Source organism: Amycolatopsis sp. (assembly GCF_036008905.1).
Taxonomy (GTDB): domain Bacteria; phylum Actinomycetota; class Actinomycetes; order Mycobacteriales; family Pseudonocardiaceae; genus Amycolatopsis.
In genome coordinates this window covers 17,565-41,764 of the sequence record NZ_DASYMU010000020.1, presented here as the reverse complement: position 1 = coordinate 41,764, position 24,200 = coordinate 17,565, and the positions used below count along the sequence as shown (strand labels likewise).

At 66.3% G+C, this 24,200-nt stretch carries 20 protein-coding genes; 6 read left to right on the top strand and 14 right to left on the bottom strand.

The genetic code is table 11. The annotated features are described in order from the left end of the window. Nucleotides 1–97: 97 nt before the first annotated feature. Nucleotides 98–1,030 (top strand): NAD-dependent epimerase/dehydratase family protein, encoded by a 933-nt coding sequence (locus tag VGP60_RS03710; protein WP_327546403.1) that lies wholly within the window; start codon nt 98–100, stop codon nt 1,028–1,030. A gap of 53 nt (nt 1,031–1,083) precedes the next feature. After that, nucleotides 1,084–1,527 carry a VOC family protein gene (locus tag VGP60_RS03705; RefSeq protein ID WP_327546402.1) on the top strand — a complete coding sequence of 148 codons (444 nt, stop codon included), beginning with the start codon at nt 1,084–1,086 and terminating at the stop codon, nt 1,525–1,527. Here the strand turns inward: VGP60_RS03705 and VGP60_RS03700 are convergent. Both VGP60_RS03700 and VGP60_RS03695 read right to left on the bottom strand, forming a co-directional pair. Then, entirely contained in the window at nt 1,505–2,671 is a 1,167-nt protein-coding gene (locus tag VGP60_RS03700) for a hypothetical protein (RefSeq protein ID WP_327546401.1), read from the bottom strand. The genes VGP60_RS03705 and VGP60_RS03700 overlap by 23 nt on opposite strands. Before the next feature lie 83 nt (nt 2,672–2,754). Next, a complete protein-coding gene (locus VGP60_RS03695) occupies nt 2,755–3,135 on the bottom strand; it encodes a YciI family protein (protein ID WP_327546435.1) in 381 nt (126 codons plus the stop codon). A gap of 153 nt (nt 3,136–3,288) precedes the next feature. Here VGP60_RS03695 and VGP60_RS03690 point away from each other — a divergent pair, with 153 nt between their 5' ends. Further along, complete coding sequence (locus VGP60_RS03690; protein WP_327546400.1) at nt 3,289–3,999, top strand: DUF899 domain-containing protein; 711 nt, start codon at nt 3,289–3,291, stop codon at nt 3,997–3,999. 251 nt (nt 4,000–4,250) lie between these two features. Here VGP60_RS03690 and VGP60_RS03685 read toward each other — a convergent pair whose 3' ends face one another. The 3 genes from VGP60_RS03685 to VGP60_RS03675 form a co-directional block, all read right to left on the bottom strand. Further along, nucleotides 4,251–5,858 (bottom strand): GMC family oxidoreductase, encoded by a 1,608-nt coding sequence (locus VGP60_RS03685; protein ID WP_327546399.1) that lies wholly within the window; start codon nt 5,856–5,858, stop codon nt 4,251–4,253. 94 nt (nt 5,859–5,952) lie between these two features. After that, nucleotides 5,953–6,435, bottom strand: coding sequence for a nitroreductase/quinone reductase family protein (locus tag VGP60_RS03680; RefSeq protein ID WP_327546398.1), 483 nt, complete (start codon nt 6,433–6,435; stop codon nt 5,953–5,955). A gap of 153 nt (nt 6,436–6,588) precedes the next feature. After that, entirely contained in the window at nt 6,589–6,966 is a 378-nt protein-coding gene (locus VGP60_RS03675; protein ID WP_414640288.1) for a DUF5997 family protein, read from the bottom strand. A 58-nt stretch (nt 6,967–7,024) separates the two neighbouring features. Here VGP60_RS03675 and VGP60_RS03670 point away from each other — a divergent pair, with 58 nt between their 5' ends. After that, complete coding sequence (locus VGP60_RS03670; protein WP_327546397.1) at nt 7,025–7,777, top strand: LysR family substrate-binding domain-containing protein; 753 nt, start codon at nt 7,025–7,027, stop codon at nt 7,775–7,777. Nucleotides 7,778–7,886: 109 nt separating this feature from the next. On the opposite strand, the gene VGP60_RS03665 is transcribed toward VGP60_RS03670, so the two are convergent. From VGP60_RS03665 to VGP60_RS03635, 7 genes are all read right to left on the bottom strand, one after another. Further along, nucleotides 7,887–8,810, bottom strand: a complete 924-nt coding sequence (locus VGP60_RS03665; RefSeq protein WP_327546396.1) for a hypothetical protein — start codon at nt 8,808–8,810, stop codon at nt 7,887–7,889. Next, the gene (locus VGP60_RS03660; RefSeq protein WP_327546395.1) at nt 8,807–9,154 is read right to left on the bottom strand and encodes a PadR family transcriptional regulator; all 348 of its coding nucleotides are present in this window, start codon (nt 9,152–9,154) and stop codon (nt 8,807–8,809) included. The genes VGP60_RS03665 and VGP60_RS03660 overlap by 4 nt, the downstream gene beginning before the upstream one ends. Before the next feature lie 222 nt (nt 9,155–9,376). Further along, complete coding sequence (locus VGP60_RS03655) at nt 9,377–10,954, bottom strand: bifunctional 3-(3-hydroxy-phenyl)propionate/3-hydroxycinnamic acid hydroxylase (RefSeq protein WP_327546394.1); 1,578 nt, start codon at nt 10,952–10,954, stop codon at nt 9,377–9,379. 4 nt (nt 10,955–10,958) lie between these two features. After that, nucleotides 10,959–12,209 (bottom strand): VOC family protein, encoded by a 1,251-nt coding sequence (locus tag VGP60_RS03650; RefSeq protein ID WP_327546393.1) that lies wholly within the window; start codon nt 12,207–12,209, stop codon nt 10,959–10,961. Next, nucleotides 12,206–13,108 (bottom strand): fumarylacetoacetate hydrolase family protein, encoded by a 903-nt coding sequence (locus VGP60_RS03645; RefSeq protein ID WP_327546392.1) that lies wholly within the window; start codon nt 13,106–13,108, stop codon nt 12,206–12,208. Before VGP60_RS03645 ends, VGP60_RS03650 begins: the two co-directional genes overlap by 4 nt. A gap of 26 nt (nt 13,109–13,134) precedes the next feature. Beyond that, nucleotides 13,135–13,734, bottom strand: coding sequence for a carboxymuconolactone decarboxylase family protein (locus tag VGP60_RS03640; RefSeq protein WP_327546391.1), 600 nt, complete (start codon nt 13,732–13,734; stop codon nt 13,135–13,137). Nucleotides 13,735–13,777: 43 nt separating this feature from the next. Then, nucleotides 13,778–14,377, bottom strand: coding sequence for a TetR/AcrR family transcriptional regulator (locus VGP60_RS03635; protein WP_327546390.1), 600 nt, complete (start codon nt 14,375–14,377; stop codon nt 13,778–13,780). A 1,070-nt stretch (nt 14,378–15,447) separates the two neighbouring features. On the opposite strand from VGP60_RS03635, the gene VGP60_RS03630 reads away from it, so the two are divergent. Further along, nucleotides 15,448–21,648 (top strand): PA14 domain-containing protein, encoded by a 6,201-nt coding sequence (locus VGP60_RS03630; protein ID WP_327546389.1) that lies wholly within the window; start codon nt 15,448–15,450, stop codon nt 21,646–21,648. Between the two features lie 459 nt (nt 21,649–22,107). On the opposite strand, the gene VGP60_RS03625 is transcribed toward VGP60_RS03630, so the two are convergent. After that, nucleotides 22,108–22,278 carry a hypothetical protein gene (locus tag VGP60_RS03625; protein WP_327546388.1) on the bottom strand — a complete coding sequence of 57 codons (171 nt, stop codon included), beginning with the start codon at nt 22,276–22,278 and terminating at the stop codon, nt 22,108–22,110. 41 nt (nt 22,279–22,319) lie between these two features. Beyond that, nucleotides 22,320–23,312 carry an IS481 family transposase gene (locus VGP60_RS03620; protein ID WP_327546387.1) on the bottom strand — a complete coding sequence of 331 codons (993 nt, stop codon included), beginning with the start codon at nt 23,310–23,312 and terminating at the stop codon, nt 22,320–22,322. Nucleotides 23,313–23,708: 396 nt separating this feature from the next. On the opposite strand from VGP60_RS03620, the gene VGP60_RS03615 reads away from it, so the two are divergent. Continuing rightward, a complete protein-coding gene (locus tag VGP60_RS03615) occupies nt 23,709–24,170 on the top strand; it encodes a hypothetical protein (protein WP_327546386.1) in 462 nt (153 codons plus the stop codon). The last annotated feature ends 30 nt before the right edge of the window (nt 24,171–24,200 follow it).

Below are 24,200 nucleotides of genomic sequence, written 5' to 3'. Positions count from 1 at the left end.
TACCGAGAACACTGTTCTTGACGCGGTGACCTGGTCGTGAGTACGGTGTACTTATTCGAGAACACTGTTCTCGGTCAACTTGAAGAGGGGTTTCCGCATGTCGCTTCACGTTGTTGTCGGAGCCGGTCCCGTCGGCTCGGCCACCGCCCGGCTGCTCGCGGACCAGGGTGAGCAAGTTCGTCTGCTGACCCGTAGTGGCAGCGGGCCGGAGCACGCCGGAGTCGAGCGCGTCGCCGCCGACGCGTCGGATTCCGACGTCCTCGCCCGCCAGACGAAAGACGCCGTCGCGCTCTACAGCTGCGCCGGCCCGGCGTACCACCGCTGGCTCACCGACTGGCCGCCGCTCGGCGCGGCCATGATCCACGCCGCGGAGGTCACCGGCGCGGTGCTCGTCACCACCGGAAACCTTTACGGCTACGGCAAAGTCGGCGCGCCCATGACCGAAGAACTCCCGCTGAACCCCAACTCGGTGAAGGGCGAAGTCCGCGTCAAACTGTGGCGCGGCGCGCTCGCCGCGCACGAAGCCGGGCGCATCCGCACGGCCGAGGTCCGCGGGTCCGACTACCTCGGTGTGGGCACGCTTTCCCCGTTCAGCGCGATGGTCCTGCCCAAGGTGCTCACCGGAAAGCGCGGCTCTCTGCCCGCCGACCTCGACGCGCCACACAGCTGGACCTATGTCGGCGACGTCGCCCGCACGCTGGTCGCGGTCGCCGCCGACGAATCCGCCTGGGGCAGGCCTTGGCACGTGCCGACGGCGCCGCCGTTGTCCGTCCGCGCGCTCGCCACCCGCGCGGCCGAACTCGCCGAAGCGCCGACGGCCAAGGTCGGCACCATGCCCGCCTTCGCGCTCCGGCTCGCCGGGCTCTTCAACCCGGCCGCGCGGGAGATGCTGGAGGTCCAGTACCAGCTCCAGGCGCCTTTTGTGCTCGACTCGTCCGCCGCGACGGCCGCTTTCGGCATCGAGCCGACGTCGACCGACGACGCCTTGCGCGAGACCATCGCGGGCCTGCGTGCCTTGGCCATCCGCTGAAATCTTCCCGATAGCGGACGAAAACTGACCGGAATAGGCGTCAGGGTGGTCGGATGACAGAGACCGCCCCACGCCCCGCTTCCTTGCACGCCTACCTCGCTTACCGGGACGCGCCCGCTGCCCTCCGCTGGCTCGAACGCGCCTTCGGCTTCGAAACCGCCTTCGAATTCCCCGACGAGGACGGCGGGATCATGCACGCCGAAGTGCGGTTCGGCAACGTCGCTTTCTCCCTGTTCAGCGACCTCGCCGGCTACGACCGGCCCGCGCTGAAGGACGTCACCGTCGGACACGGGCTGTACGTCGTCCTCGACAACGACGCGGCCATCGACGCCGTCCATGCCACGGCCGTCGAAGCCGGGGCGACCGTGGTGCTGACGCCCGAAACCACCGAGTGGGGCTCGTACCGCTTCCGGGTGCTCGACCCCGAAGGCTACGAATGGACCTTTGGCACTCTGCGCTTCGGCGAGGACGTCGCTACAGGAGACGATTCCTGGTGAGCTCCGCCTGTTCGGTGGTCCGTGCCGCGAATGCGATGTCGAGCGCCTGATGCACGGCTTGGTGATCCTGTGTGGCCGGCCACGCCACGCCCTCCGGGTGCGGCAGTACCTCGTTGGCGATCATCGGCGCGCCGTCGTCGGCGAAGGTGGCCTCGGCGTGGAAGAGCGTGTTCGCGGACTGGAGCCCGTCGAGCAGGTGCTCGAGAAGGTCCCGCGCGGGGCGCCGCGGATCCAGCGGCGTCAGGTGCGTGGGCAGTAGCTCCGCATACGCCTGCTCGCGGACGTCTTCCGGGTACGCCTCCGCCTGCTCCTGGGCTTCGACGACGTGCTGGATGAGGTCGTCGAGGTCCGGGATTTCGCCGTCACGGACCCGTGCCGCGCCCAGCAGCAGCGATGTGACGACCTCGTGCGGCGCCGCGTCGTCTTCGTCGATCGCGTGGACCACGAGCTGGGGCACGTCGATCGAGCAGGGCTCGATGTTGTTGGCCTCGGCGAAGATCGATGACGGCGGGATCTTGAGCGTGCCGCCGACGGTCACGGCCGCGGCCGTCAGCCAGTGCGCCGCGGCGACGCAGGCCGACGCGGGGTCGAGCGAGATGAAGAGGTCGTCGTCGCCCAGTGGGTCGCGGGCGAACACGGCGTTGGCCGCGGCGACCTGCGACGGCGAAGTGTCGAGATGGTCGAGCGAAGTGGCCTGCGCGGCGCGCCCGTTCAGGTCGCCGAGCTCGGCCCGCTCGACGGCGTCGATCTCCCGCTCGAGATCGGCTACCACGGCGTCGGTCAGCGCGGTGTCGTTGATGCGCAGCAACGCCCGGCCGGTGCGGTGGCTGGCCTCGTCGAGGACGTCGTAGGAGACGACCAGTGCGCCCTTTTCGTCAGGCAGGCGCGGCTCGCGGATGCCGGCGGTGATCTGGTTGAGCGGCATGACCGCGTGATCGTGCTCGTCGTCCGGTTCCGGCGGCGGATCGGTATAGGTCTGCCACATCGTGGTCGACAACTCGGTCAGCTCTTCGCACAGGATCGCGACGTCGGCGAGCTCGGCCGTCTCGGCGATTTCGGTGATCCGCGAAGCATGGTGGCCGCTTCCCTTGGGCCAAACGGCGATCAGCTGCCGTTGTTCGGGATCGTGTGCGTAGATCGTCACCGGTGTTCCCTCGCATGTCGCCCGAACTTACTGTCGGTGGCGAGTATGCCGTCTTATGCCGACAAGACCGCGCATTAAGGCGTTCACATCTCGAGCCCGGACATGTCCATGATCGGCCGCACCTCCACCGCGCCGTACCGCGCGTCGGGAAACCGGCTCGCCAGTTCGACGGCCCGCTCGACGCTGTCGCAGTCGACGACGAAGTACCCCGCGAGATGTTCCTTGGCTTCGAGGTAGGGCCCGTCCGTGGTCAGCACGTCTTCGTCGCGAACCCGGACGGTCTTGCTCGTCTCCGGTGCGGCCAGCGGGGCAGACTCGACGAGTTCACCCGATTCGGTGATCTCCTCGATCAACGCCGTGAACGCCGCCATTCGCTCCTCGCGTTCTTCGGGGGTAAGGGTTTCCTGCTGGTACAGGAACATCGGATGTCCCCAGGCCGCCGGGTTGCCGCGGATCAACAGCATGTACTTCACATCGCACCTCTCGTCTGGCTCGTCTGCCACCAAGTCGGAGCCGAAGTCCCGATTTCGACATCCTCGCGCATGTCGAAATCCGCTTGCCGGTTCCGACCTACCCGCGAAGGCGAAGAAGTCCGGCGTCCATAGGAGGAGACCGACATGACAAACGCCCAGGTGGTGTCCCCGGCCGAGTGGCTGGTCGCCCGCAAGGACCTGCTCGCCAAGGAAACCGCGGCCGCCGAAGCCCGCGAGGCCGTGAACGCCGCCCGCCGCGCGTTGCCCAAGGTCGAAATCGCCAAGGACTACCGCTTCGAAGGCCCGGACGGCAAAGCCGGTCTCGTGGATCTTTTCGACGGCCACCCGCAGCTGATCGTCTACCACTTCATGTTCGACCCGAGCTGGAACGAAGGCTGCAAGCACTGCTCGTTCCTGGTCGACAACATCGGCCACCTCGCGCACCTGCGCGCCAGGAACACGTCGTTCGCGATCGTGTCGCGGGCGCCGCTGGCGAAGATCGAGCCGTTCAAGGCCAGGATGGGCTGGTCCTTCCCCTGGTACTCGTCCTTCGGCGGCGATTTCAACTACGACTTCCACACCACCCTCGACGAGGCGATCGCGCCCGTCGAATACAACTTCAAGGACAAGGCCACCCTCTTGGCCGACGGCGAAATCTGGTTCACCCAAGGCGAGCAGGGCGGCATCAGCGTCTTCTTCCGCGAAGACGACACGGTGTTCCATACCTATTCGGCCTATGCGGAGGGAACCGAACTGCTGCACGGCACCCTCAACTACCTCGACCTCACCCCGCTCGGGCGGCAGGACGGGCCGGGGAGCCCGTGGCTGCGGCACCACGACAAGTACCGCGGCTGAGCCCTTTCCTGGGATCGGTAGGCGGCTTCGCACCCGCAGTCTTGGTCGCGAGATGACCAAGACCTGACCCAGGTCCGGCTCGCGGCCGCCGACCCGGCCACCGGCGAGGTTCTGTGGGACACGCAGCTGTCCGACGACATGATCCGGCAGGCGGCGGTTCTGGCCACGGGCGAGCGATACGCTTACGTCGTAACGGATTTCGGTCTGACCAAGGGGCGGCGAACCGTCCTGACGCGGCTATCGCGTGTGGGTCAGCTCTGTGTGTCCGCTTTCATCATGGCCGCGCAGTGCTCGCCGATCATGACGGCCGGCGCGTTGGTGTTGCCGCCGGTGATACTCGGCATGATCGACGCGTCCGCGACGCGCAGCCCCTCGATCCCGCGCACGCGCAGCCGCGGATCCACCACGGCCCGCTCGTCCACGCCCATCCGGCAGGTGCCGACGTGGTGGTAAACCGTGGTCGCGCGGTTGGGTATCTCTTGCGCCAACGTCTTGTCGTCGGGGTACTTCTCACCGGGCGAAAGTTCGGCGGTGACCCCAGCGGCGATGATCTTGTTCGCCATCACCTCGCGGGTCAGTTTCATGGCCTCGAGCAGGGTGTCGGTGTCGCGCTTCTCGGTCAGGTAGCCGGGATCGATGAGCGGCGCCGCCGTCGGGTCAGCCGACGCCAGCCGGAGCGTGCCGCGGCTCTCGGGGTAGATCAGCGTGGCCATGACCGTCAACGCGGGCCGGGTGTCCACCGCGTGCCGGACCGGCGCGTCCTGGTTGGGGAACGGGTAGGACCAGGGCAGGGCGAGCAGCTGGATGTCGGGTATTTCGGTCGCCATCGAACTGCGGACGAACCCCATGGCTTCGAACACGGTCCGCCCGACCCAGGTGCCGCCCTTGAGCGTCTCCTTGACCACGCCCGCGGCGAAATATCCCGCGGTGCCACGGTTTACGGCGTCCTTGGTCAGGTACGTCATCGGCACGAACATGTGGTCGTGCAGGTTGTCGCCGACGGGAAGATCGGACTTGACCTCGATCCCCTTCTCCCGCAGATGCTCGGCGGGCCCGACGCCGGACAGCATGAGCAGCTGCGCCGACCCGAACACCCCGGCGGCGAGCACGACCTCCTTGGTCGCGCGGATGGTCTGAGGCCCGGCCTTCGTCAGCACCTCGACCCCGGTCGCGCGCCCGTTCTCGATGACGACCCGGGACACCGTCACGCCGGTCTCGACCCGCAGATTCGCCTGGTCGCTCTTGAGGTAACCGATAGAGGAGCTGTACCGCAGCCCGCGATCGATGTTCTGCTGAACGAAACCCGCGCCCTCCTGCACCTCGCCGTTGTAGTCGTCGTTCTTCTTCACGCCAGCGGTCTCGCTCAACGCCTCGACGAACGCCTCCGACGCGGGCGTGATGTCCTCCTGCCGCGTGACCTTGATCGGCCCGCCGGTCCCGCGCAGCTCGCTGGCGTCGCCTTTCCAGTCCTCCATGCGCTTGAAGCTGGGCAGCACGTCGTCGTAACCCCAGCCGGTACAGCCCTCGGCGGCCCAGTCGTCGTAGTTCTTCCGGTTGCCGCGAACGAAGATCATCCCGTTGATCGAACTCGACCCGCCGAGCACCTTGCCGCGGACCATCGGGATCCGCCGGTTGAGCGCGTGCTCCTGCGGCGTCGAGTAATAACCCCAGTCCAGGCGCTTCTTGAGCTGCGGGATGTTGTGGAAAACCGCGATCAGCCCCGGCTTGCGGACCAGGCGGGACTTGTCGCCGCCACCGGCTTCGAGCAACACCACGCTGGCTCCGGTTTCAGCGAGGCGCTGTGCCACGGCACAGCCAGAACTCCCCGCTCCCACCACGATGTAATCGGCCTCGTTCATGCGGTACCCCGTGTTCACGCCAGTCGCGTCGCTCCCCGCCATTGGGGCTGCATCTCACAGTAGAACACGTTCTAACTTTGGTGAAGGGGCAATCTCAGGCCGGCCGCAAGATCACGACGGGAATCTCCCGCTCCGCCCACCCCTGATACTTGTCGAAGTCGGCGTACGCCGCGATAAGCCGAGGCCACAGCCGCGCCCGCTCCTCCGCCGTGGCCGTCGCGGCGCGAACCGGCCTGCGCTCGGCCCGAATCTGCAGCTGTGTGTCCGGCTGGGCGACCAAGTTGAGGTACCACTGCGGATGCTTGGGCAGCCCGCCCTGCGAAGCCACGACGATGACGTCGGCCCCGTCGGTGATGTACAGCAACGGCACCGTGAAAGCCTTCCCCGACTTCCGTCCACGATGGTCGAGCAACAACGTCGGCACCGGCTTCCGAAACCCCGCCCCGAGCCGCCACTTCCCCCCGACCCGCCCACGCGTGCGCCGGTAAACCCACGTCTGGGCCTTGGCCATGTACTTGAAGACCTTGGGCACCAACGGCGAGTCGAGCTGCGCTGGTCGTGCCGGCGGGGTGGGCATCATCGTCTCCTACTCGGACAGTTGAGCCGAGCGGCGACTGTAGCGCACGTAGAACCTGTTCTGGTTGGGCTGGGGACCTAGGGCCAGTGGGCGGGTGGCTCGTGAGTGGCAACGAGTGTTCTAACACTGGTAAACACTCACGACCCCGGGGACTCAGGAGCGCGGGCGGCGTTCCTTGGCGCGGGCCTCTTCCTTCTTCGCCTCGGCCAGCGTTTCGCGCTCCCGCACGAGCCAGTCGGGGTTGTCCGCCTTCACCGCGTCGAGCTGCTCAGTGGTGAGGGACTCGGTGATTCCGCCACGCGCGAGACCGCCGATGGAGATGCCCAGTTTGGCCGCCATGACCGGCCGGGGATGCGGGCCGTTGCGGCGCAGTTCGCGCAGCCACTCGGGCGGATCGGTCTGCAGGGCGTTCAGCTCGTCGCGCGAGACGACACCCTCCTGGAACTCCGCGGGGGTGGCCTCGAGGTACACACCCAGCTTCTTCGCCGCTGTCGCGGGCTTCATCGTCTGGATGGTCTTGTGCGACGTCATGGCATCAAGGGTAACGAGCGCGTGCGCTACCGCCGATCACGCCCGGTAATCTGGCCTCGTGACCGGCCCGGACGTACCTCAATCATTCGCGCTCGCGTACGTCCCGGGGGTGACGCCCGGCAAATGGGTGCGGACTTGGAACGAGCGGCTGCCCGAGGTCCCGCTGACCCTCATCCAGGTGCCTGCCCCCGAAGCCGCCGCCCTGGTCCGTGGCCGTGGCACCGACGCGGCTCTCCTGCGGCTGCCGATCGACCGGGACGGCCTGCACGCGATACCTCTCTATACCGAGGTGACCGTCGTCGTCGTCCCGAAGGACCATCTCGTGGCCGCGGCGGAAGAGGTGTCCATCGACGACCTGGCTGACGACGTCGTGCTCCATCCCCTCGACGACACCCTCGACTGGGAGAAGCTGCCCGGCCAACCGGCGATCGAGCGCCCGGCCACCACCGCGGACGCCATCGAGCTGGTGGCGGCGGGCGTGGGCCTGCTCGTCGTCCCGCAGTCGCTCGCCCGGCTGCACCATCGCAAGGACCTCACGTTCCGGCCGCTCACGGACGCCCCGGAGTCGCGCGTCGCGCTGTCGTGGCTGGAGGACGAGACGACCGATCTGATGGAGGAGTTCATCGGGATCGTCCGTGGGCGGACCGTCAACAGCACCCGCGGTCGCGGACCGGCACCCGAGGCGCAGACACCGAAGAAGCCCAAGCGTCCCGACGCGGGTGGTCGGAAGCCCGCGCCCGCCAAGTCAGCCGGCAGGCGTGGTTCCGGCGCGCCCAAAGCCGGTAAACGCGGCAAGCCCCGCCGCCGGTGACAGACCCGTGGAAGTGGGCTGGCGAACGACCAGCGGGCACCGCTGCGCTGAGCCTGGCAGCGTCACTTTCCGCGCAGTGCGCGCACCAGTAGCGCACTCGAAAGGACAATCACAAACGCCACGGTGACCCAGTACCACGTGGGTCGGTGGTCACCGAGCACGGCGGGGGAGAGGCTGGCGACGGCCACCCCGAAGAACACCAGTAGCGGGTGATCTCGCGCTGCCACCACAGGGGCGCGGCGGGTTGGTGCTCGGCCACCGTCATCGCGTACTCGTCGACCGGCCCGAACTCCTCCTGCGGCGTGCGCTCGCTGGTGGCCAGGTGCTGCGCGGCCTCCTTCACCAGGTCGTCGGCCCGCGCGCGTGACACGTCGTGTCGGCCTTCGAGTAGTCCTCGCAGCTCGTCGAGCCACTCTTCGGCGCTCTCTGTCGCCTTGGTGAGATCGCTGGCGGACTCTCGGCGATAGCCCCACCACGCCAGCAGTCCACCCGCCACGAGGAACAGCGGCGCCGGCATGGAGCCGACCGTCTCATGCGAGAGCTCGACCAACGCGTACGCCGCCAGCAAGACCAGGACACCCGTGGCGATCCACGCGGGTACCACGGTCCTGGGCTTGCCGATCCGCCGCGCGATGGTGCTCGCGTACAACATGCTGAGCCTCGCCGCGTAGGCGATGGGCACGCCGACGAGCCCGGCGACCGTGAGCGGGATGATCAGTCCCTCCTTGATCCACACCAAGACGCCTACCAAGACGGTGGTCAGCGCGAACTGGGCGATCACCGAGGACCACGCTTCGAAGACCGTCGTGCCGCCTCGGTCACGCTTCGCGCGGTCCGCCGGCGGTACCCGTTCCGCGACGATCTCGGCGGCGAAGTCCGCGGGCGTGCCGAAAGCCTCCTCCGGCGACTCGCCACTGTCGGCGCAGTGCTGCTCCACCTCGGTCAGTACCACGCCGATGAGAGCCGCGTCCACGCCGAGCAAAGCGAGTTCCAGTCGTGCCCGGTCACTCCAGGAAACAGAGGTGGTCGTCATGCCTTGGCCCTTCGTACTGATTCGACGAGCCGGTCCACCGCGGCGGAGAAGTCCCGCCAGTGCTCGATCTCTTCGTCCAGTCGTTCGCGGCCCTCGGGAGTCAGCCGGTAGGTCTTGCGCCCCGGGCCGCCTTGTCCCGCGACCCACTCGGCCTCCACGAGACCGGCGGCCTCCATCCGGCCGAGGACCGGGTAGAGCGCACCGCCGCGCACCGTGCCGAGCCCGAGTTCGGCGAGCCGCTGCACCAGGGCATACCCGTGCAGATCGGCGTCGGCGAGCACGGCCGCCACCGTCAGCTCCAACGTCCCGCGCAGCCAGCCCCTCGATGGATCAGCTTCCGGCACCTGTTCTACCAACCATCTAGTGAGTGTTTCAGACTATTCTGATTTCAGACTAGCAGGACAAGGAGGAGCCTGCGCCGCGGCGAGGTGGCCGCGTTGATGCGACTCAGCTTCGCCAGATCGGCAACGAACAATGTCCTCGCTGATCAGCGAGGACATTGAGGTTTCGGCAACGGAGTCCGGACGGAGCCCGGAAAGTCCTATGTGGACGGTTTACGACCCGGCCTAGGCCAGGACGTGCACGGCCAGGTGGTCAATCAGGTCGCCGGTGGCGCTCGGGTGGAGGACACCGCCGAATACCTGGAAGTCGGGGCGGATCAGGACAACTGAGGTGTTCAGGCGGTCGAACCATTGCGCGTACTTGCCTTCGGCGTCGGTCAGGCCGCCGGGTCCGAAGTGGGCACTGCGGCCACCGAGTTGCCACCAGGTCGCACGCTGGACCGGGGAGAGCAGCTCGGTCGGGTCGCCGTCGCGCCCGAGCAGGACGAAGCCCGGTGGCGGGATGACGTCGTCGAGCAGCGCGGGTCGCGTCGGCGTGTTGACCGTGGCCTGCAGTCCCAGTTTGCCGCCGGCCCCGTCATCTTTGAGGGTGCCACCGCTCAAGGTCCAGTCCGTCAGCACCTGTTGTGTCCCCTGGGCGCCGGCGCCCCTGAGCTGGGCGTCGCGCTGAGCGGTCCGCACCGGGTCGATCATGCAGATCAGCCCGCCGATGGCGACGGTCGCTTCGACGATCTGCGCGACCTGCGTACGGCGTTCCGTGACGTAGTCGTCGAGGAGGGATTCTTTGCCCTTTCCGTTGACCAGCAAGGCCAGTCGCCAGGCGAGATTGGCCGCGTCACGGATGCCGGAGTTGAAGCCCTGTCCCAGAAAGGGTGGCATCTGGTGGGCGGCGTCACCGGCCAAGACCACCCGGCCGCTGCGCCACTGGTTGGCCCAGCGGCCGCGGAAGGTGTACCGCGCGTGCCGGACCAGGTCGGCGTTGCCGGGGTGGATTTCCCAGGTTTTGAGCAGTCGCCAGGCGTTCTCGTCGGTGTCGATGTCGTCCTGGTCGTCGGTGGGCATGATCATGAATTCCCAGCGCCGCCGCCCGGGGCCGGCCGGCACGAGGGTGGTCGGCCGGGCCGGCCCCAGCATCTGGCAGGCGTAGGGCAGCCAGGTCAGCGGAACGTGCGGGAGGACGTCGACCACCAGCCAGTCACGGTCGAAGCCGAGGTCGGTCATCTCCAGCCCCAGCACGGATCGGACGGTGCTGTTGGCGCCGTCGCAGCCGACGGCGTAGGCCGCCCGCACGGTATGCGGACGTCCATTGTGGACAAGACCGGCGCCGGTGTGCGGCAGGATCGTGACGCTGACACCGGTTTCATCGGCGGACAGTTCCTCCAGCGAGAACCCCCGATACTGCTTGATCAGCGGCTCGGCCTGCACCCGCCCCTCGAGCAGCTGTTCCAGATCCGGCTGCGAAAAGCCGGACATCATGGCGAATCCAGAGTCGGACTCCAGCGGATAACCCGACTCGGCCAGCGGCTCTCCCGAGGAGTCCGCGAAGCTGAAGGTCTGTCCTTCGCGCCCCCAGGGCTCCAGCAGGACGGAAAGTTCCTCGCCGAGGTCGAGCTGCCGCAGGACGCGCAGGACGTCGTGGGCGATCGCCACCGCACGCGGCAGCGGATAGGGCTGCGCCCAGCGTTCCACAATGGACACATGCAGCCCCTGCTGGGCGAGTAGCAGCGCCAGCACCTGCCCGACCGGCCCGGCTCCGGCGATCACCACGTCGCAGTCGTGTCGTTCGATCTTGTTGTCGTTCATCGCCTCAGCCCACCGGGCCCATGAAGGTCTGGTCGGCGTAGGTGTCCGAAAGCGGGGTGAGGGTGTCGGGCCAGGGGTCGGTCACGGTTCGGCGCTGGCTCTGCGGCCGGGGTTTGCCGTCCCACCCGACTTGTTCCATGTAGTAGTAGAGGCAGACCAGGTGGCCGTCGGGGTCGCGCAGGTGGGCCGCGTAGTCGATTCCGAGGTGGAGTTCCGGGGGGATGTTGTCGACGAGGGTGTGCCCGTTGTCCACCAGGTGCGCCACCGCGGCCCGCAGCTGGCTGTAGCTGCCCACTTCCATGCCCATGCTCAGGCAGGAGGTGTGCTCGCTGAGTCCGAGTTGGCTGCGCAGCGCCTTGTCCGCGAGCACGAAGCTGTGGTGCTCGACGCCGCTGCGCAGGTACACGACGCGCTTGCCCGAATACTCGGTCTCCTCCACGATCTGGAAGCCGAGGAGCTCGGTGTAGAACGTGAGCATCTCGTCCATCCGCTCGGTGAACATCGAGACCGGGCCGAGGCGGGTGACCTTGAACGGCCGCGGGAGCAGGATGCCGCCGACGTCGTGCGTCTCCTTGAGGTGCGTCTCGGCCGGGGTCCAGCCGGAGCCGAGGTCGATGTCGCGGTCCAGGGCGTCCTGCAGTTCGGCGGCTTCCGACATCTGCGGGAGGGACGGCGCCTCCATGAAGGCCCGGTAGTGCATCGCCTTCGGCCGGGACTTCCGCTGCCAGCCGATCTGTTCCATGCCGTAGTACAGCTCGACGGTGTTGTCGTCCGGGTCGAGGAAGTACACGTGCCAGTTGCCACCGGGCATGTCCCGTCCGACGCGGACGATCTGCACGCCCTGCTCGCGCAGGAATGCCTCGCCGTCGATGACCTCCTGCAGACTGCCGACCTGCCAGGTGATCTGGCTGAGGGTGTTGTCCTTCGCGATCCGGTCGTTGCCGATGAGGGTGCCGAAGGTGCGGTGCGCCAGCAGCAGCGCGTGGTGGTCGGAGGAGTTGCTGGTGAAGATCATCCGCGGATCGGTGACGACATCTGTTATGGCGGTGCGCAATTCCGGTGGCGCCTCCGGGGGCAACTGGTCGAACAGGCTCATCTCGTCGGTGACGCGGAACCCGAGCACGTCGGTGTAGAAGGTGATCGCGTCGTCGAGCCGGTCCATGTTGAAGCCGAAGTGGCCGAAGCGCCGGATCTTGAAGGGACGCGGCAGGAGCACTCCGCCGACGTCGAACTGCTGCGGTGCGGTGGTCGTCATGACTTGTCTCCAGTCTGGTTGTCGTCGTCGGTGTAGTCGTGGCCTGCGGTCACGGGGTTGTGCAGCTCGCCGATGCCCTTGACCCAGCTGACGAGGGTGTCGCCGGGCTTGAGGAAGACGGGCGGTTTGCGGAAGGCGCCGACGCCCGCCGGGGTACCGGTGAAGATCACGTCGCCGGGCAGCAGCGGGCACACCGTGGAGATGTACGAGATCAGCTCGGCGACCGAGAAGATCAGGTCGGAGGTGCGGCCCTTCTGCATGACCCGTCCGTTGAGGGTGCAGCCGATCTCCAGATCGTCGGGATCCTCGAAGGCGTCGGGGGTGACCAGGACCGGACCCATCGGGCCGAATGCGGGGAAGGACTTCCCCATCGAGAACTGCGGGGCAGGCCCCGCCATCTGCAGGACGCGTTCGGAGATGTCCTGCCCCACGGTGAGACCTGCGACGTGGCGCCAGGCGTCCTTTTCGGACACTCGCTCGGCGTGACGGCCCATCACGACGACGAGTTCGACCTCCCAGTCGACGTTGCGGCTGGGCAGCGGGATGGCGTCGGTGGGACCGGCGAGGCTGCTCCGGAACTTCGTGAAGATCAACGGGTCCTTCGGCAGGAACTCCCCGATGTCCGCGACGGCGCGGCCGGACGCCTCCGCGAGGTGGTCGCGGTAGTTGGCGCCGATGCCGAAGACCTGGCGCGGTGCCGGGATGGGGTTCTGCAGCTGGTCCAGGGGCAGCCGCTGCCCGTCGGGCCGGGCCGTGGCCGCCCATTCGGCCAGGGTGTCCCAGGTGTCGAACAGTCGTGCCGGGTCGGCGGGGAAACGGCCGTTGCTGGCCTGTTCGAGGTCGACAGCGGTGTCGCCGTCGACAAGGACCAGTCGGTTGGCTAGCACTCCGAGGCGCACGATGACGCCCTCCTTCGGTTGATGGTTTAGCGGGCGGCTTTCGGTTCTGGCCGGGCACTGTCGAGGGGCACCGCGAGCGATCGGAGCGTCCCGGCGAGCAGGGCGTAGTGCCCCACCAACATGGGCAGTTCGACGAGCTGTTCGGTGGTCAGCAGTTCGGCCAGCGCGTGCCAGGTGGCATCGGTGATGGTGTGGTCGGTGTGCAGTTCGTCGGCCGCGGTGACCAGCAGCTGTTCACGCGGTGTCCAGGCCGGCGAGGCGTCGCCGGTGAGCGCGGCGAGATCGCGGTCGGACAGGCCGACTTCGGCGCCGAGCTTGAGGTGGTGTTCGAGCTCGTAGGCACTCGCGCACAACGACGCCGTCCTGATGATCAGCAGCTCCCGCTCCCGGGGCGGGAACACCGAATGCATCAGCAGCTGCATGCAAAAGGGGAACCAGGTTCGGTACAGCGCCGGATGCCGCGCGACCGTGCTGAACAGATTGGGCGCGCCGTCACCCCCGATCGCGGTGAGCAGTTCACGTTGCTCCGCCGTGCCCTGGGCGGATCGCAATGGGGTGAGGCGCTTTTCCACCGGAGAATCGGTGCGGGCCTCGGCTGACTGTGGTTCGGGCAGGTCGTGACTCATGGCATGAACCTCCAGAAAGAAGGGAGTTGCTGAGGGCGCGCGATCAGGAATGCAGCAGCGCGGGCAGGAGCACGTCGTCGACGCATCTGGTGAGGTAGTCGGTATCGGCGCGGCTGCCCTCGAACATCCGACGGGTCACCACCGCACTGAGCAGCAGCTGCGGCAGGAGGTCCGCGGCGGCAGGCCGGACAGGCAGCTCGCGGCGTTCGACCGCCCGGTCGACGACCTCGATCAGCTCAGCACACCACGGGTCCAGCATCGACGTACGCACCGCGACGGCGAGCTCTTCGTCGACGAGCACGGCGTGCCCCAGTGCGGCGAACAGTGCCGTGGCTCTGTCCTCATAGGAACCAAACACGCCGACCATGGTCAACAGATCGCCGCGGAGCGTGCCGGTGTCTATCTCCTCGACCCTGATCGGCCGCGTGTCGTAGAGCGCGGCGGCCACAAGTTGCGGCTTGCCCGGCCAGAGCCGGTAGAGCGTGGCCTTGCTGCAGCGCGCCCGGGACGCGACCACATCCATCGACAGGGCCTCATAGCCGGCCTCGCTGAGCACATCCAGCACGACATTCAGCAGTTCCAGCCGTCGGGCTTGGGTCATCCGGGGACGGCGGACCGTCGAACCGGCAGCATCGGCCGACATCAGGACCTCCAGATAGTACGAAACGGTTTCGTACTATCAAGGTAGCCCGAGCTCGGGAGAAACGCAACCGTACTATCCGCCGATGGCCTCGAACGGGGCCATGACGTTGTCTGGTGATTGTCGGGTTTCCGTAGATCGGAGCACTCAGGGAACCCTCGCGGAGCCCGCAAGATCAACATGGCGCTCGAGAAAGATCGCCAACGAACAACACCCCCACTGGTCAGCGGGGGTGTTGGGTGGTGGGTCGTGTGGGACTCGAACCCACAACCTACGGATTAACAGGATTTTTTGGGCGTCGTCCAGTGTCGCCCAATGACGGGTAGTGCCCGTTATTGCACGTCAAAACGAGAGTACCAATTTTTTGAGTGTCGTCTGGTGTTGTGTTGTGTCGGGCAATGTTTCGGCAACGGAGCCCGGACGGAGCCCGGGCAAGTCCTATGTGGACGGTTTGTGGGCGGTGGGAGCGCTCTGTCGGGAGGCGTCGAACCTGGCGTGCGCGGCGCCCATAGCGGCACGCCAGAGCGCCTGCTGTGGCTACTGGTTACTTCAATCTGGTAGTCAGCCGGATACGTTCACGGCAAATGGCGCTGCGCTTCGTTTCCGTGAGTTTGAGACCGTCGGCAATATGCCGAAAGGCATTACCTCATTCGTGGTGAATAAGTCTCAATCATGAAGGGTTGCACTTCTGGCGCGGTGATGTTTCACCGATGGAGTTCGAGGAAGCCTTCTGGCAAGGCGGGCTCGCGCGGTTCCTGCGGCAGCATGAGACCACGGGTGAGGAGGTCTCCAACGACCCCGGGGTGGTCCAATCTGTGATGAGCTCAAGCGCACAGTAGGCCTGGGCGCCTTCGACGTGACTCATCGCATCTGACCCGTCATGAGCGGGGAGGGTCGGTGATCGTCCGACTTTCGCGACGTGAAGGCAATGTGTGGTCGCTGTGAGGTGTGTCGCAGATTGTGAGAGACCTAACACGTAACGTCGTGCTGCCGTTGCAGCGATGATGCCACTGATGGGGTCGGGCCCCGTCCATAGCTTGCGCCGGGGTGCTCGCCAGTGTCGTGGTCGGTCGATGTCGTTCGGTCTGAGCGGGGTCGTGCAGGGGGGATTCGTTGTGCTGCGGTTGTCGCGCGCTGCCCGAGTGAAGGTCTGGACCAGATCTCTCGCCGTTGTCCTGGTCGCCGCGGTGACGGCCGGCGGTGTCGAGGCGGTGGCCGCTCCCGTAACGGCGGAGGCCGTGGTCCGGGTGGATCCGCGGGACGTCCCGGTGCTGTCCTCCCCGCCCGCGGCGCCGGTCGCCGGCGGAGCGGTGACGTCGGCGGGGGATTTCACCGCTCAGTCCCGGTTGGATGGCGGTGCTGGTAGTCATTTCGACCCGGCGCGGTCGACGCTGATCTCCCGGTCGATGTTTGTCGAGGAGTACCGGAACCCGGATGGCACGCAGTCGGTGCGGCAGTCGAACCAGCCGCTGAATGTGCAGGACGCCGCCGGGGCGTGGCTGCCGGTGCGGACTGACCTGGCCACTGATACCGCGACGAAACGTGCGGGGGTCGAGGATCATCCGTTGAGCCCGTCGTTGGCGGCGAAGGCCAATGACGCGGCGGTCATCGAGGTCGAATCGGGCGGTCACACGGCGAGTCTCGCGTTCGACCAGGCAGCCCCGGCCGCCGCTGCCGTCAGCGGCGACTCAGTGAGCTACCCGGACATCGCGCCGGGCACTGACCTCGACTACGAAGTGACTCCGGGTGCGGTGAAGGAGACGATCACGCTGAAGCGGTCACCGGCCGATGGGCGTTCGTCGTGGCGGTTCAAGCTCACCACCGGTGGCCTCACCCCGACCCTGACGCCGTCCGGCGGCGTCACCCTTGTCGATGGTGCGGGTGTGGCGAAGATCGTGCTGCCGCCGGTGGAGACCTGGGATTCCGCCGGGCACGGCGAGACCGCGCCCGCGCTGACCGGCGGCAGCTACGGTTTGGAGCAGGCCGGGGAGCAGTGGTGGCTGACCGTTTCTGTCGACCCGGTTTGGCTGCGTGCGTCTGAGCGGGTGTACCCGATCTTCGTCGACCCGACGTTCACCTTCGGCGTGACCGAGTCGCACTCGTACCGCTCCGACGGTTACCCGTGTGATGCGTGTGGCCTGCGGATCGGCAACAGCCAGTCCAACGGCGACACCTATAACCGCAGCGTCTTCCACATGGACTATTCACCGCTGTTCGGTAAGACCGTGGTCGGCGCGCGGATGGATGTCTCACGTAACACCAGTGTGGTGGGGTCGGTGAAGACGTGGAACGCGAACCTGTATCACGCGTCGGCGTTCGATTTCAACGGCGTCGGCGGCTACATGGCCAGTGCGCTGGTCGGTGATGTCGGTAGTTTCGCCGCCGAGGGTTTGACCGGGTTCATCCGCGAGCGGGTCAACGCCGGGGATGGTTCGGTGTTTTTCATGATGCTCGGCGCGGAGAACCCGGGCACGTGGACGTATAAGAACCTCAACGCCACCCTGGTCGTCGACACCGGCTCCGCGCCGCCCGCGGCGACGCTCGCCGCTCCGGCCGACGGCACCGTATCGACCTCGCTGACCCCGACTCTGGCGGTCGCCCCGGTGACCGATCCCGATGGCGATCCGGTCACGTATTGCTTCCGTGTCGCGACAGGCGCTGACGCGAAGTCCGGTGTGGTCGTCGACTCCGGCTGCCTGACCACGCCGACCTGGACTGTCCCGCCGGGTGTGTTGCAGGACGGTGTTGCCTACACGTGGCAGGCGATGACCTACAGCGGCACCACCACAACGACCCCGCCCTGGATCGGGCACCTGAAGGTCGACCAGCGCATCGGTGATCACGGACCGTCCCCGACCGATGATGCGGGGCCGGTGACGGTCAACCTCGCCAACGGCAACGTGACCACCTCGGCGTCCACCCCCAGCTTCACCACGGTCGGCGGGAACGCCGGGCTCAGTTTCACGTACAACTCGCAGCAGGTCGTGTCGCAGGGTTTGACGGCGTCGTATTTCGCGGATTTGTCGCATAACGGGTTGATCAGTGATGCGCAGCAGCCGGTGCTGGTGCGGACCGAGCCGCAGGTGAATGTGGATTGGGGCATTGAGTCCCCGTTCGCCCCGGCGCTCGCGGCCGATTGGTTTGTGACTCGGTGGGAGGGGTTCTTCCAGGCTCCGGTGGCGGGGACGTATCAGTTCGCGGGTGTGCATGATGACGGCGCGGTGGTGTGGATCAACGGTGCGAAGGTGTACGACGTTGCTGGTGTCAGTGATGTGAACTGGACCCAGTCCACGGGCGTCACTCTGACCGCGGGGCAGCGCGTCCCGATCAAGGTGGAGAACGCCGAGGCTACTGGCCCGACGAGGATGCGCCTGTTCGTGCGGACCGCCGATGGTACGACGGTGCCGTCGCAGATCGTGCCCGCCGGCTGGCTGTACACCTCGGACTTGCCGACGTTGTCGCAGGGCTGGACGTTGTCGGCTGATCTCGACGGGAGCGGTACCAGTTATACCGAGGCGAAGGTCGCCGATCAGACGATTGTGTTGACTGATGCGACGGGTGCGAAGCACACGTGGACGAAGAAGAGCACCGGTGGTTACGCCCCACCCGCTGATGAGGACGGCACGCTCGGGCTGGACACCGTCGGGAAGGTGACGTTGCAGGAGGGTGGTGCTGTTTTCTCGTTCACCGCTGAGGGCAAGCTCGAGGGTCAGTCATCCACTGTGGACTCGCGGAAACCCGCCGCGTTGCAGAACATCTACGACGGGACCCCGTCGCGGCTGGTACAGATCAAGGACCCGGTCAGCGGCCGGGCACACGTACTGCACTACAACCGCCCCGGCGACGATTGCTACGGCGGGGCGACCCCACCGCCAGGTGCGGACGGGTTACCGCCGACCTACATGCTCTGTCGCATCAGCTACTGGGACGGCACCGAGACCCGCGTCTGGTACTCGGGTCACACCGTCGCCCGGATCGAAGACCCCGGCAGCGATGTCACCGACTATGGTTACTCCAGTACCGTCGGGCCTCTCGTCGCGGTGCGATCCCCCTTGGTCAACGACTGGATCGCGGCGGACCCTGCCAACCGCACTAACCGCACCGATGTCCTCACTGGCATCACCTATGACACCAGCGCCAAACCGGCGGCCACCAGCGTCACCGAACCTGCTCCCGCCCCAGGACAGCCGCGCCCGGCGACCAGCTACCGCTACGACCCCGCCAACCGGCAGACGTTCACCGACACCGCGGGGCTGAGTCCGGCGATCGGGTTCGCCAGCAAGGTCACCTACGACGAAGCCGACCGGACACTGTCCACGACCGACGCGACAGGCAAGACGTCGACGCAGGAGTGGTCCCCGAAGGACTTACCGCTGTCAAGCACCGATCCCGCCGGGCGTAAGACGACCACCGTCTATGACTACGCGGACCGGCCCGTCGATTCCTACGGCCCGGCACCGTCGTCCTGCTTCACTGGTCAGGCACCGACCACGGTGTGCGCCGGGACCGTTCCCCACACCCACACCGGATACGACGAGAGCGTCAACGGGCTGGCGGTGTCGTATTACGATAATGACCAGGTAACGGGTTCCCCGAAGGTCTACACCACCGGGATCGGGACTGTGGATGGGGCGCTGGTGAAGAACTGGAACAGCGACGCACCCACTGACGGTATCCCGGCGGATCATTTCTCGTTGCGTGCCACCGGGGATATCGTCTTCCCGGCGTCCGGTGACTACACACTGCGGCTGCTAGCCGATGACGGCATCCGGGTGTGGGTCGACGACAAGATCGTCATCGATGACTGGCGCAACTCATCGCCGACATGGCGCCAAGGCGTGGTGCACAGCGACGCCTCTGGGCAGGCCAAGCGAATCCGGATCGACTACTACGAATTCGACGTCACCGCACAACTCGAACTGCACTGGACTACCCCGGCCGGAGTGCAAGAACCGGTACCGGGCGCGCAACTCCGCCCGCATTACGGCCTGAAGACCTCGACGACGACGTCGGAGTCGGACGGTGTCCCTGACAAGGTCGCCGGCGCCCAGTACTCGGAGAACGGCCTTGACGCCACCTATGGCCTCGCGACCAGCGCGACCACCGGTAGCAGTGCCGGCCAGTTGACAGCCAGGGCCGGGTACGAGACTCCGGCGACCGGTTACCTCCGCAAGGTCTCGAAAACCATGCCGAGCGGCGCGACCACTACCTATTCGAACTATGGGGATTCCGAGACACGGGCCAATCCGTGTGTGTCGGGCAGTGCGGCGGTGAACCAGGGCGGTATGCCCAGACTGACCACTTCCGCGGCACCGGCCACGGGGTCGGCGCGGGTCGACGAACAGGTCTATGACGCATCCGGACGGGTGGTCGCGAAAGCGACGTCCGGGGACTGGATCTGCACAACCTATGATGCACGCGACCGGGTTGTCGCGGTGAAGACCCCGGCAAATTCGACGACCGGGGAGCGGACGGTGACCACTAACTACGCGGTGGGCGGCGACCCGCTGACCAGTTCGGTGGCGGACACCTTCGGCATCATCACCACCCAGACGGACTTGCTCGGTCGCACAGTGTCCTACACCGATGTACAAGGCACCCGCACCGACAGCACTTACGATCTCATCGGGAGGGTCGTCCAGGAAACAGTCACGCCACCCAACCCCGCGGATCCGCCTCAGGTCACGACTTTCACCTCTGACGACGCAGGACGTCTGCTGAGCACCAAACTTGGCGACGTCGTGCTGGCGACCTCAACCTACGACAACGCAGGCGAGCCGGCCAGCGTCACCTACGCCAACGGTTCCGCACTGACTGCGATCGGAAAGGACAACGCCGGTCGCGCGACCTCGCTGACCTGGAAGACCAGTGACAACAAGAACACCGTCTCTCAGGTCACCCGCACGAGAGCGGGCACCGTCATCGACGAATCGCTCGCCGGCGTCGATGCGCGACCCGATGGTCCGAACTACATCTACGACACCGTGGGCAGGATGACCGAGGCATACGTCGTCGGGCACCACTACACCTACGACTTCACCTCCACCGCTCCCGCCGCGTGCCCGATCGGCACTCAGCCGAATGCGGGATTGAATACCAACAGAGTCCGCTTGCTGGATCAAACCAGCGCGGGCACAGCGGAGACCGGGTACTGCTACGACGCGGCCGACCGTCTCCTCGCGACCACCGGCGCCACCGCGCTGAGCGGGATCGGGTACGACACTCACGGCAGTACCACGCAATTCGTTATCGGGGATGCCACTACCTACCTCGGCTGGGACTCCGCGGACCGCAACCTCACCGCCCGCACCACTGGCTCCGATCCGGCCGATATCGCCTACGTCCGCGACGTCACCGACCGCATCACGCGCCGTGGCGCTACGCAAGGAGACACCACCACCGATGTCCTCTATTCCTACACCGCGAGCGGTGACAGCTCCGACCTTGCCTTGGCTGGCGACAAACGACTGCTGACCCGCACGGTCAGCCTGCCTGGCGGAGTCCTCTACACCGTCCACGGTGGCGGCGGGGAAGCCGCATCCACCTGGGACATGCCCAACGTCCGCGGTGACCTCGCCCTCACCTGCGACAACACCGGGAAGCAGGTCGGTGACCTGCACATCTACAGCCCCTACGGTGAACCCCTCACCGCCACCGGCACAGTCAATCCCGACAATGTTCCCGACAATCAACCCGGGAACATGGACTACGGCTGGCTCGGGCAGCACCAACGTCCCTACGAACACGCCGGCTCGCTCGCCTTGGTCCAGATGGGCGCACGCCCCTACAGTCCGCTGCTGGGCCGGTTCCTCTCCGTCGACCCCGTCGACGGCGGCTCCGCCAACGACTACGACTACGTCGTCGCCGACCCCATCAACAAGACCGACCTCAACGGCCAATGGTGGTCCTGGCTCAGTAAGGCCGCAAGCGCTGTCACCAACCCAAACGTCTGGCGCCCCATCGCGTCGATCGCTGTCGTAGTCGTAGGCGCCATCGCAGTGGGAATGTGTGGAGCGACGATTATTTGTGGTATCGCGGTTGGCGCAGCGGCGTACGCTGTATCCACTCCGAAACCCACTTGGAGAGGTTTAATCACGGCGACGGCCGTAGGCGGTGTAACGGGAGGTTTTGGACGGGTGTGGGCGGGAGCTGGTGCAGCAGCAAAGCTCACCAGTCGGACGTGGTCTCGACTTGGCAAATTTGGGCAAGCCCGCGCAACATGGCGTAAAATGAAGCCATTTGTCAAGCGACGGTGGGGACATTGGAGGCGTTAAGTGGTGAATGGCATGACCTTAAGCTGGCTGGGCGCTTTTAAGGGTGGCGTCTTGAAGCGACCGCTCAGAATCTCGATTGTTGTGCTGATACCTGTTGTTTCATGGATCATTGGCTCAGTCAGTGGACTCGTTGACCCATTATTGCTCATGATAGGGTGCAGCTTCTTGATCGCTTCACCATTGGTTAGCCGTTGGGTTAACGCCTATCGTCGCGATCAACATCCAAGTCACTGAGCCTTTCCGTGTATTTACTGTCGCGTTGCGTGATTGGTGGTTGTGGATCATGCAGTCCGGTGGTATTAGTGGTGTAGCAGGACCAGTGCGGGTGCGACGATGTTGCTGAGGTTCCAGGACAGTCGCAGTAGCGGTGCAGCCTTGTAGGTGGTTTGGGTAGGGGAGTTCGCGTCTCCCAGGCAACGCAGGGCGCCGTGGTTGGCGTTGTAGGTCCGTGGCCGACGGTCAGTTCTCCGTTTTGGGTTTCTTGAAGGGGATTGTGAAGATGGTGGGCTCGCCGTCGTATCCCAGGTTGGCCAGGCTGAGTTGCCCGTCGCTGACCCACGCGGCGATCAGGGTCAACAAGTCGGGGTCGGTGCGGGCCGCGGTGGTGTCGTGCTCACGGTCAGGTCGCACATCGGAGGTCCACAATGGCCACCCGTCCGGGCGGACACGACCTAGGTGTATTGCCCTGTGAGGTTGGGGACGCGGGTGGCGGGTGGTTTGCCGCCGAGTGCGGTGTGGCCGCGGTGGTGATTGTAGGTGTGGATCCAGTGTGGGTAGGCGTCGCGGCGTTCGGTTTCTGAGGTGTAGGGCCGGCTGTAGGCCCACTCATCAAGCAGGGTGCGGTTGAACCGTTCGACTTTCCCGTTGGTCTGCGGCCGGTAGGGGCGGGTGCGTTTGTGGGTGATGTCCGCGTCGCGCAGCGTGTCGCGCCAGAGATAGGACTTGTAGCAAGATCCGTTGTCGGTCAGGACCCGGGTGACGGTGATACCGCAGGCGGTGAAGAAGGCGTGGGCGCGGGTCCAGAACGCGACCGCGGTTTCTTTGGTCTCGTCGGACAGAATTTCGCTGTAGGCAAGCCGGGAGTGGTCGTCGACGGCGTTGTGGATGTAGCTGGACCCGACGTGGCTGTTGCCGTTGCGGTCGCGTTTCTTACCTGGGGTGAGGGTGCGGTGGCGTTGTCCGGTTTGCCGTCCTACCGCCCGGTGGCCGCCGCCGTCGGGGATGTTGCCGAGTTTCTTGATGTCGACGTGGATCAGGTCACCGGGTGCGGCGTGTTCGTAACGGCGGACCGGCCGGCTGGTGGCGCGGTCGAGATGGGCCAGGCGGGCCAGTTTGTAGCGGGTCAGGACGCGGTGCACGGTGGCGGGATTGAGCCTGAGGAGGTACGCGATGCGGGCGGGTCCCCACCGGCGCAGGACCCGGACTTTGATGATGCGGCGTTCGGTGCGGGTCGGGGTCCTCGACGGGCTGTGGTGTGGGCGGGAGGAGCGGTCGGTCATGGCGGCTTCGCCGTGGTCGCGGTAGCGGTCGGCCCAGCGTTTCGTGGTGGTCACCGAGACCTGGAATCGTTCCGCTGCCCGCCGCAACGGCCAGCCGTCCTCGACGACACACCGGGCCAGGCGCAGTCTTCCGACGGGGGTCAGGGGTGCGTTAGCGTGGGTCACGAGGGCCTCCTGGTGCTTCGGGGTAGATGTCGCAATCCACACCGAACCCGGAGGCCCTCCCTCATTTCAAGATCATCGTGTTACGTGTCGCCCGTAACCAACCTCCATGGTCAATACACCTAGACGTTGCCGCCGTGATGGGTTCCCTCGTCATTGGGAGGTGTACCCATGATCACTCGTGAACTAGGGCTTCCGGCGTAATAGGACCGGGCGTGTCGCTGACATCGTGGTGATTGCGGAAGTAGCGGCGGAATTCCCCTTGGTCGATGACCTCCGGCAATACCGCGCCCAGCAAGGCCACTACCAGCGACAATCGACCCACGAACCATGACCATCACAAACTACGGCTGGAGTACTAGGACACCGAATTGGCAGCGCGCCTCTACGATGTGGTGTGTGGCCCCGGACGAGCTCCCCCTTGACGTGCTCACCGAACTCGGGCGTGTGACGTGGGCCGTGATCAAGCTCGAGGACTACGCCGAGGACATCTGCGCACGCGTGCTTGGCAACTCCAGGTTCGACAGCACGAAGCCGGTCCGCCGAAAGATCGAGGCCGCCCTGACGGACCTGGCCGGGCGGCCGGCTTCGGACCTGCGCGACGCTGCCACCCGCTGGCTGACCACGGTCGACCGCGCCCTTACACAACGCAATGAGGCCCTGCACGCGAGGCCGCTGGTCTGGGTCGAGATGGACCCCGCGAAGCGTCACGATCCAGCCCAACATCGGCTAGGAGTCATGCCCCGCGGTGGCCGCTCCTACTCGGAGTTGCCGCTCACGGTCGAGTCCCTGGGTGTGCTTCGACAAGAGCTCGTGGCAGCCGTGACGGGATGGCGCGACCTGGTTCTGGCTCTGCCTTAGCCAGTCAGCGGCGTCCCCGGCGCCGAACCC

Coding starts and splice junctions, on each gene's coding strand:
- VGP60_RS03675 (WP_414640288.1), bottom strand. CDS start 6,966: ATGACGTCGCACAAGACCATCCAGACGATGAAGCCCGCGACAGCGGCG.
- VGP60_RS03685 (WP_327546399.1), bottom strand. CDS start 5,858: ATGAACGAGGCCGATTACATCGTGGTGGGAGCGGGGAGTTCTGGCTGT.
- VGP60_RS03650 (WP_327546393.1), bottom strand. CDS start 12,209: ATGACGACCACCGCACCGCAGCAGTTCGACGTCGGCGGAGTGCTCCTG.
- VGP60_RS03635 (WP_327546390.1), bottom strand. CDS start 14,377: ATGTCGGCCGATGCTGCCGGTTCGACGGTCCGCCGTCCCCGGATGACC.
- VGP60_RS03630 (WP_327546389.1), top strand. CDS start 15,448: ATGTCGTTCGGTCTGAGCGGGGTCGTGCAGGGGGGATTCGTTGTGCTG.
- VGP60_RS03655 (WP_327546394.1), bottom strand. CDS start 10,954: ATGAACGACAACAAGATCGAACGACACGACTGCGACGTGGTGATCGCC.
- VGP60_RS03690 (WP_327546400.1), top strand. CDS start 3,289: ATGACAAACGCCCAGGTGGTGTCCCCGGCCGAGTGGCTGGTCGCCCGC.
- VGP60_RS03665 (WP_327546396.1), bottom strand. CDS start 8,810: ATGACGACCACCTCTGTTTCCTGGAGTGACCGGGCACGACTGGAACTC.
- VGP60_RS03695 (WP_327546435.1), bottom strand. CDS start 3,135: ATGCTGTTGATCCGCGGCAACCCGGCGGCCTGGGGACATCCGATGTTC.
- VGP60_RS03710 (WP_327546403.1), top strand. CDS start 98: ATGTCGCTTCACGTTGTTGTCGGAGCCGGTCCCGTCGGCTCGGCCACC.
- VGP60_RS03640 (WP_327546391.1), bottom strand. CDS start 13,734: ATGAGTCACGACCTGCCCGAACCACAGTCAGCCGAGGCCCGCACCGAT.
- VGP60_RS03680 (WP_327546398.1), bottom strand. CDS start 6,435: ATGCCCACCCCGCCGGCACGACCAGCGCAGCTCGACTCGCCGTTGGTG.
- VGP60_RS03705 (WP_327546402.1), top strand. CDS start 1,084: ATGACAGAGACCGCCCCACGCCCCGCTTCCTTGCACGCCTACCTCGCT.